Source organism: Ohtaekwangia sp., assembly GCF_036568665.1.
In the GTDB taxonomy this organism is placed as follows: domain Bacteria; phylum Bacteroidota; class Bacteroidia; order Cytophagales; family Cyclobacteriaceae; genus Ohtaekwangia.
Map to the genome: position 1 here is coordinate 1 of NZ_DATCSD010000316.1, position 9,126 is coordinate 9,126.

7 protein-coding genes and 1 pseudogene are annotated in these 9,126 nt (G+C 44.0%); 3 read left to right on the forward strand and 5 right to left on the reverse strand.

Translation table 11 applies throughout. The annotated features are described in order from the left end of the window. Together VIN08_RS17535 and VIN08_RS17540 are read right to left on the reverse strand one after the other, a co-directional pair. Positions 1-335, reverse strand: a pseudogene (locus tag VIN08_RS17535) (DNA polymerase Y family protein); the annotation flags it as partial. Positions 336-508: 173 nt separating this feature from the next. After that, positions 509-1,243, reverse strand: coding sequence for an Error-prone repair protein ImuA (locus tag VIN08_RS17540; RefSeq protein ID WP_331967636.1), 735 nt, complete (start codon positions 1,241-1,243; stop codon positions 509-511). Positions 1,244-1,479: 236 nt separating this feature from the next. Between VIN08_RS17540 and VIN08_RS17545 the strand changes: the two genes are divergently transcribed. Continuing rightward, complete coding sequence (locus tag VIN08_RS17545) at positions 1,480-5,361, forward strand: hypothetical protein (protein ID WP_331967638.1); 3,882 nt, start codon at positions 1,480-1,482, stop codon at positions 5,359-5,361. A 47-nt stretch (positions 5,362-5,408) separates the two neighbouring features. Here the strand turns inward: VIN08_RS17545 and VIN08_RS17550 are convergent, their stop codons facing one another. Then, positions 5,409-6,275, reverse strand: a complete 867-nt coding sequence (locus VIN08_RS17550; RefSeq protein WP_331967640.1) for a DUF932 domain-containing protein — start codon at positions 6,273-6,275, stop codon at positions 5,409-5,411. Between the two features lie 321 nt (positions 6,276-6,596). Here VIN08_RS17550 and ligD point away from each other — a divergent pair, with 321 nt between their 5' ends. Further along, positions 6,597-7,586: a non-homologous end-joining DNA ligase gene (gene ligD / locus VIN08_RS17555; protein ID WP_331967642.1), complete on the forward strand. Its 990-nt coding sequence runs from the start codon at positions 6,597-6,599 to the stop codon at positions 7,584-7,586. A 99-nt stretch (positions 7,587-7,685) separates the two neighbouring features. Continuing rightward, entirely contained in the window at positions 7,686-8,081 is a 396-nt protein-coding gene (locus VIN08_RS17560) for a response regulator (RefSeq protein WP_331967644.1), read from the forward strand. 8 nt (positions 8,082-8,089) lie between these two features. Here VIN08_RS17560 and VIN08_RS17565 read toward each other — a convergent pair whose 3' ends face one another. Further along, on the reverse strand, positions 8,090-8,557 hold the full coding sequence (locus VIN08_RS17565; protein WP_331967646.1) for a JAB domain-containing protein: 468 nt from the start codon (positions 8,555-8,557) through the stop codon (positions 8,090-8,092). 341 nt (positions 8,558-8,898) lie between these two features. After that, a partial coding sequence (locus tag VIN08_RS17570; protein ID WP_331967648.1) for a hypothetical protein occupies positions 8,899-9,126 on the reverse strand: 228 nt, incomplete at its 5' end.

Here is a 9,126-nt window from a genome sequence, read left to right on the forward strand (position 1 = left end):
GCATCAATATGGCGCCCGGACGAGACGATCGGTTCGCTACCGAACCGGGCTATGCCCCATGCCGCTCCTATGGTGTCGGCTATAGCCAGACGCACCTCATAACCACGAGCGGAGAGTTTCTTAGAAATGTCTTCCAGATAAGCCTGATCACCTCCCCAGAGATGCGTGCAGCCGCTTGCATCGATAAGCAGGCCATCCGGCATATCAACTGCCACAATCGGACTGAACCGGATGCACCATTCTGCGAGGCGCGGAAGGAGCTTTTCCAAAAGATCGGGCTTGTCATCCAGGATGGTCAAATCTTGCGTAAATACGCGGGCATCGGCCACTGCCATACCCGTATAAATTCCCTGTTGTTCGGCAGCCAGGTTTGTAGCCGTAATTAATCATCCTTCCGTGCGCGGATGTTCGCAGGACAAAGGGAGCAGATTTCAGTTCAGGCTGGCGGAGGGAGAACCAGTCCGTAGCCAAATGCCGGAACCACACCGATACAAAACGCTTTTCCATTTCATCCTGCTTTCTTTTGTTCCGGTATGTGGCTGCGCTGACCGGATAGAACCGGCATAAAGCGACCCTCCTTCCATTTCATGTGCCAGGTGCCTGCTTTGCCGTTGCGCATGCGCAGTAATTCCACCTTCCATTTGGGCAGTCCGATGCCCGGCAAATCTTCATCGATTACATCGCTTGGCAATGAGGTGATCCGCCAGCGCGAGACGCTTGCCGTGGTGGTAACCTTTTGAATGTTATGGCGAAGAATGAGTCCGGTGACCTGGCTGTCCTCTACGGCAAGTTGGAGCCTGCGGGATTCTGTGAAGGTCATGTCGCGCACCTCTCCGATCACGGCCGTGAGGGCGGAGCATTTCAGGGCTTCATCCATCGCCCACAGGACCTCCTTTTGGTTTTTGAGATCCAGGAACAGGAAACGTTCGGGTACAATATCAAACGCCTTTAAAGCGGGCGGAAATAGGGTACGAGCCGCGCTTATCCAGAGCACCGTCCCCTGCACGCCCATCAGGGTGGCAAGTAAGCCTGCCAGGAATCCGGTGGTTGCCGAGGTGTCCTCAATCCGTCCAGAGAGAAACTCGTGTATGGCACCCACAGGAAACGAACCATTGGGAAAGCACTCCTTCATTGGGCCCAGATCAACATCGAGGGCAGGACTCTGGGTTGAGCAAAAATGCTGGAGCCGGAGAATATCCGACTGAAGTCTAGCGATGATATCTGACCTGTTTTCGAGCTCCATAAAACCTGTGCTATGGCTCAAAGGTAAAAACTAATTTTATTAGATTTTGCAAAACTAATAACATTAGTATTAAACATTCGATTTTAGCTGGATTTCGCGGTTTATCTGATCAATTTTCGATAGGCAATTCAAAAAAATAATCATTGATTTCAATGAGTTCTATTCTTGCCACAAAGGGTTGTTTTGTCCAACCACCTTTAGTATTATTCTGGTCACTTAGACTTTAGGTTACGGCAATGAATATTACATTATATGGGCCTCAGGGTTATGAATATCAATACAAGGTCACCCTTCTTGTTTCCCTTCTCTTCCACAAAAAAATGCCAAAAATATACATCGAAAAAATAAACAATGAAGATGTTGTTTTGAGCATCAAAAATGAGTCCGGGGAAATTAGAGTTCAGATACAAATCAAGCGTGAACAAGAGAATCTAGACTTGGAGAAACTCGCCGAATGGCTTGCGCATTTTGAAGATCGAGCATCAGACGCTAATCTTTTCCAGAGAATAATTGATAAAGTGGATGAGACTGTTGTGTTTATCACTCGATCTAGATGCTCTGATGATGTAGTAATGCTTAAGTCACCCTTCAATTCACTTGAAGAAAAAAAGAAGCTAAATATCACCAGAACAAGCAAGATAAAATTCACAAACGCATTGGGCAATCTAAAGCATGGCCCAACTGACTTGAAGACAGACAGAGAGAAATTCTGTAAAAAACAAGCGACAGCGATAAAAACAGTAAAGAATCTCGCTGAGATACTAAAGCATGTTACAATCTGGGAGGAGGCTACCGATGAAAAAATAGACAGAGAAATAGAAAGCCAGTTGCTCTATTTACATCACATCCCTTCTTCGCAAATTCGCCATATATATTTTCAATTGCTAGAGGTTGTAAAGGAAGGTAGGGGCGGAAATCAAGACATATTTCCGCTAATAGCTGATATCCTTCGAAAAAATAAAGCTGGTCGCCCTGTAACAGCCTCCTTTCCGTTCGAGAGGCCAGATGAAGAACACCTACTGGAAGGCCTTCAGTCGGAGGGCGTACTTTTGTTGACAGGAATCTCGCTTTGTGGAAAGAGTGAAGCTGCAAAAAAATTGGCAGCACAGCTATTTGACGCTGGTTATGCGTACTCGCAGTCCAATGAACCTAGCGATATCAATAGATTCTTTCTTTCTAATGTCGGAGAGGAAAAGGTTGCTGTTCTTGAAGACCCATGGGGGCATGCAGAGGTTGCTCCTAGTTCTGAAAATCGTAAACGGGAAATTGAACAACTCATTTTAAACCGACAACCACATCATAAACTCATAATTACTTGTTCGATATCGATATTGATGGAGCTATTCGGAACGCGACAATTAAAAGACTATAAAATTCAAAACATTCATTGGCGAGACTTAACAATTCGACATGGTGCACCACTGTCAGATTACTGGCGTACAACTGCTATAAGAAATAACATAGATCCGGCGGCTATTGCTGCCATCTCTCAGGACCTACTTACATCGGATCAAGAATATCTTCTGCAAATTGGGCAACTTCGATATTTGGCAAGTTGCGAAAAGGCAGAGCTGGTAAACAAAAGCATTGAGGAGCTTCTCTATTTGGCAAGAAAATCCTCGAGGGAAATTGCCACCTCTATTGCCGACAAGGACATATACTACGCAGAGGTATTTGCCGTCCTAGCACTATGCTCAACGCCTATCATCGGCATCGCTAAGTTAGATTTGGCATATATACTAGGTAGCGGGCAAGAACGACTTGGCTTCATAAATAAGCGTGAATCCCGGTTAACATTAGACCAATCCGAAATATATCCCTCCTATGGCCAGGGACTAGCTCTGACGGACAGGGCATTTAATGTCCTTGAGTTTCTAGAGCACAGGCAACTTATAATTATACACGACAACATCATTAAGTTCTCACATCCAAATTATTACGAGGCAGGAAGATTTCTTTTCACAGGTAGAGGCACGCAGGGTTGGCAAGAAACGATTATAAAATACCTTTCGCGGGCTACCTCATGTCTTAACCCTGAGAATGCATTCTTGGCTGTTAGGCAATATTCATTTATTTCATCAGGCATTCGAGAAGATTTAAAACACCGTGTTATAGACACAGCATTTGCTAGCATTGATTCTATTTACCCAAGCGTTGAGGATAATTCAATCGCTTTTTTGGCCAACAATATCAAAGATGTTCCTGAGAGCAACCGGGAAAGTCTGGTCGCTCTGCTTCAAGAAGGTAATACCAGTGACGAATATATAAAATGGCACGATAGCAATACCCCGTACATTTCTCACGAATATCAGTACAACGGCATTTTATACACTCCCGATGCTCAGGCTGTAGAACGGGCTTATGAGACTCTGCAACTCCAAAGGCTTCCCTCTATCGAAGATGGGTGGAACTATGTTGAAAGTTTAAAGGATGGAAGGGCTATACCACAGGGCCACTTTGAGCTGCTTTTGAGTTATAAAGAAACATTCCTTAGAAAGGATGTGATAATGCACCTTTTGCGATGCGTTGAAACTCAAGGTCAGGCGCTAATAAATCAAATTTTCAACGACGAAAATCCATCCATCGTGTTCGCCGCAATCCGCGCCTCTTTTGTCAATTGGAATAGATTTTCTGAAGATACCAAAACATTATTAAGGCAAAGGATCAAAGGTGCTATAGGAAAGGAGCAGGTAGCGATAAGATGTGCTAGAGTTATCGTGACGTTGGCCGCGCACTATGGGAATGAGGGTATATTTACCCTTGATGAATTGACAGGTTCTGAGCAAAAGGACATATGGAATCTTTGGGCATCAGTGTATCCCATTGTTGTCAAGACATTGCCTCTGGACGGTATCTTCTACGATACCGCTAGATTTGGCGCAACAATGGAAGAAGCCATCAAACACATAGATGGTGACGTTGGCATGCAAGTATTAGAATCGTGGTTTGAATTTATCGATAAAAGAATCAGAACTGGCAAAATGTTGGACGAGTTTGAGATGGCTGTCGCTGACCTTCTAATCGCGCTTACAAGAGATAATCACCTAATAAGGAGGCCTCTTTTCTTGAAACTACTTAACTATCCAGACACAGATTTTCTCCTTTCAAGTCTAAAATGGATGATGTCAAATTGGAACCTTCTGGACGATTCCGAAAAGAACGACATTATATCTTTGTTGCATAGTGAACGTCTGGATAAGCGGTGGATAAAAGCACTATTGCTTACGAGAGGTACTCTTCAACCAGAAATTGTTAACGAGATTCTTGGCGACAGTCATTTCTTTGAAAGGGATATCGATCACTTCGTAAGGGAAATGCCTGCTCAGTTGTTGATGGATTGCCTGCATTTTTATTGCGGTACCACGTACCCTTTGTATCGGCTTGCAATTCACGGCAAAAATTCCGATTTATGGATTTCTATAATGACTTATATATTGACGACCAATTATGAAATCGGATTCGACATCTGTTTACAAGATTTTTTGCGTGATGGCGTCAATTCGTTTCCAATGAAATGGGTGAATCCGGAAAACATCTGGTCAGCGATCTGCGCCACCGGGCAAAAAAAAGATCTAATTATCGAGTCACTGATTTTTAACACAGGGAGTTGTACCTGTAGCTTGAGGGATACAAATATGTTATGGAGAGTCCTCACGGATAGCTATCGACACAACAATCAGATTGATCTATTGGTCAAAAACATTGTTTCAAACATAGAAATGTTTCAACAAACCAACCATATCGGAGACTTCTACGATCTGCTTACCCACAATAATCTTGTTAACCAGACTTTAGAAGCCACAACCCCTGACTATACTTTGCTAGCATTATTAGAAACCTTTCGGGGTGTCACCTATCTGGCTGACGACGATGTTTTATCAACTTTCACGGCTCTCTTAGTGCTGTTTCAGGGTCGAGCATTGCGTTTACACTATACTTTTGAGGTAATAACTTCTGTCGCGCCTAATTTACCTGCAAAAGTAAATTCAATACTGGCTGCCCTTCCAAACCAAATTAACGACGTAGGAAAGAAGCGACTGACTGAATGCGAGGCAAAAACACAACTCGCGCTCGAAAATTGGGTAAGTTTATTCACAGAGACGCAACCAGTTAATTAGCGAACAAAAAATAAAGGAGCTGATTTCAACAACCAGCTCCTGCAAATTTAGTAGGTCAACAGCGTTTCAAAAATCCGGGCATCCAGGTTCTTCTGTGCCTGGAATGTTTTCTTCAGTTTTCCGTGCAGTAATGCATTGAAAGCATTGTATCCGATCCATAGGGTGGGTTCGGTGTTGAGCAAAGAGCTTTCTTTCTGAATCGTTTCAAGGACGAGTCGTGCATTGAGTGAAGGCTCTGGATTCTTTTCGCTGCATTCGAATTGAAAGAGTTTGAATTCCTCCGCCGTTGTCTTCACGAAGTCCTTGAGATCTTTGATGGGTCTTTCTGCCAGCACTTCAAACCTTCTATGAAGGCTATAAAATTCATTGGCCATGAACTTGTCGATCATCTCGCTGATTTCAGGAATGACAGCCTGAATGATGTCTCCGCGATGCTTGACGCTGAACCCGATCTCTGATTGAGCCGTATGAAGACCATTGCTGCATATTTCGCGGAAGAATCCAAAGTGCCCAGACGTCCTGCAAGATCCATCGTAGCTATTGGTAAACCGGAGCATTGGTCTCAGCTTATCGCTGCCGTTCTTTACTTTCACAATCCAATTATCACCGGACAAGATATAGTCTACGGCAAATGATCTGTTCTCGCGATTGATGGACCGCGTGATGTAGCCTATATTGGACTGGACAAGTTGCGCTTCTACTTCCGAAAAGAAATTCTCATTCGGCAGATGTCCGTAAGATTTACTGACCACATTCACGACCTGATCTTCCGACACAATAGCTTTCTCAAGCCCTCTCCGTGAAGAAAGGCCCGTGAGTGATGACAAGCTCAAGACTTGCTGTTTCACAAATACGTTGTCGTTCTGAAGTTTAAATTTCAGATTGGCATTTTCGATGGCTTCATAGTTTTTCATAGCATCATTCGTTTTGATTAAACATTTTTTGATGCTATGGCCACCGGTCTTTTCACGGAACAACACAAGCGAAGTCCTATATCTGGCTACCGCCAAAAGGCAAAGGAATAAATGGGAAGGCAGGCCGTAGGCAGGTGCCGTTTTATGCCGGAAGCTTTTGGCTGGTAGTCCGGGAAAAGACCGAACTTTGCATTCCAAAAAGTGAGCATAACCCGTTTCGTTTATACTTACCCGGAGTAACCTGAAGATATATATATACCTATAGATGGAAGACATTGCCCAAAGCAAGGGCACGATCTGATTTTTGCCTATCTTGACTGTATGAAGTACCCACGCATTGAAGGAGGCCGGAAGCTCACCTCCTTTGTCTCTCCCATGAAAGCGCAATTATCCGATCTGTTGGCATTCGACAATAAGGATTGGCTCTTTGAAATCAAGTGGGACGGCTATAGAGCTATAGCGGAGATTTCCAACAAAGAAGTTAAACTCTATTCACGAAATGGGCTGACGTTCGATAAGGCTTACCCCAAAGTATTTGAAGCGTTAAAAGCAATCAAGGGAGATGTAGTGCTTGACGGAGAAATTGTCGTGTATGGAGAGGACGGCAAACCGAGCTTTCAAAAGTTGCAGAACTACAAAAACACAGATCGTTATCCCATCCAATATTTGGTATTCGACTGCCTGGCCTTGAAAGGCAGGGACCTGACACGTCTATCCCTTGTTGAACGGAAAGCTATCCTTAAGAAATTTCTCCCCGAGTCCCCGGTAGTTATGTATTGCGATCACGTAGAGGATTATGGAAAGGCGTTCTTTGCCGAGGTAAAAAAAATTGGCCTTGAAGGTATCATTGCAAAAAAGAAATTGAGCACCTATCAAATTGGAAAGCGAACATCCGATTGGCTGAAGATAAAGAATGTTCAGGGACAGGAAGCAATCATAGTGGGATATACAGAGCCTAAAGGTTCCCGCAGTCATTTTGGTTCCCTTGTACTGGCCGTTAAGAACAAAGGGAAGTTGGTGCCTATCGGAAATGTAGGAACTGGATTTACCGACCGGTCGCTAAAGGAAGTATACGCAAAGCTAAAGCCACTCGTACGAAAGACATCGCCTTTGGATGCTCCGGCTAAAGATGCGGCTGACGTTACCTGGGTGGAACCCACGCTGGTTTGCAACATACGGTTCACCGAGATGACCGAAGACGGCAGTGTTCGTCATCCGGTATTTGAAGGCTTAAGGGTAGACAAGATGGCCGCAGAAGTAGTGCTTGAAAAACCAAAGAAGGGAAAAACCGTCAAAGGCCGGAAAAGTTAGACACCCCCAAATCCATTTCGTTTTCTACGAATTTTATTTTATTTTCACATTCCATTTGTAGGATGACCATCTGTCTAGTCTGATTAACCCATTAGCGAGTTGGTAACAATAGCCATAATCGACGATGATATGGACGATGTCCAGTTGCTGGCGGATGCAATATCCGAGTTTACAACTGCATGCTTTCTAAACTTCAGAAATTCTCAGCAGGCCGTTACAACGCTAGTGAATAACTCCGCCTTCATACCGGCGTACGTTTTTACAGATTACAACATGCCCTTAGTTAATGGTGAGCAGGTGATTCGTTCGCTACGGGATGAGCCGATGTTTCGCAAGACAATCATCATCGCTTTATCAACGTCAATGCCTGAAGATTTAGCACAGTCTTTAAAAACAGCAGGAGCCGACTTTGCACTCAAAAAGCCTGTCAGCACAAAAGAATTCTCAGTTATGCTGGAGAGTATATTTAGTACCCCAATACTGGTTCAATCTTAAAGGAAGGACTATAGCAGTCCTTCATCAGCAAATGAGTAATACGTCTCCGAAGTCATGATGATGTGATCCAGCAAGGTCAACTCCAGAATTTTACAGCCTTCCTTAATCTTGCGTGTTAAATCCAGGTCCGGCTGGCTTGGTATTAAGTTGCCGGAGGGATGGTTGTGTGATAAAAGTATACCCGTTGCGCCTGCTTTCAGTGCTGCAATGAATACAAGCTTGGGATCAACGACTACACCTGAGATTCCACCACTGGAAACTTCAAATATACCAAGCACTTTGTTCGCCCTGTTGGTGAGGATCACTTTGAATTGTTCGAGTAAATCAAGTTTACCTTCATCCCAATGACTTCTCAGAATATCGTAAGCGTCTTTTGAACTGGTGATAGATGGCCGTTGAGAAGGCTTTACAGTAGTCTTGTAAGAAAGTTGTACTTCCGAAACTTGAAATGGATTTTGTTGATTGATGCTTTCCATAATTGTAAGATTTAATTATGGTCGGCACCACCGTCAGCTACGGATGATGATGCAAAAGGAAACGGAATAATTGGGGGCTCCTGGAAGCGAAGAGCTGGAAGGGGGAAACCGTTTATGCCGTAGTCTTTTGTGTCATCAGTCCGCTCGCTGACTATATTTACCGTAATTAAATCCAGAGAGTTGGAAAGCAGGTATCAGGAAGTCACGGTTGGAGCAACGGAAGACGACCGGTGAAATATATTGCAGCAGCGTGTCTCAAATCCTGAGCCAGGTCAATGTTAGCTTATGCTCTTTAAGCGAGCGAATAAATAAGTCTCCCTAAACTCGATGACTCAATTCTCCTAAAATATTGTCAGTTGATTCTGATCGGCATTGAATGCGTTTATTGAATCAATCACTTTTTGCATATATGCCGTGTTGAAGTTGATCGGGTCTGGGCGACAAGTCGCAATTACGATTTTAGCGGCAAGGTCCTTTTTGAGTTCAGTCAATGCCGCCTCGATGCATTGCTGACGAGAATCATAAGGCTTGTTGAACACTGTAATCGGGGAACCGTAGCCTGAGCCTGT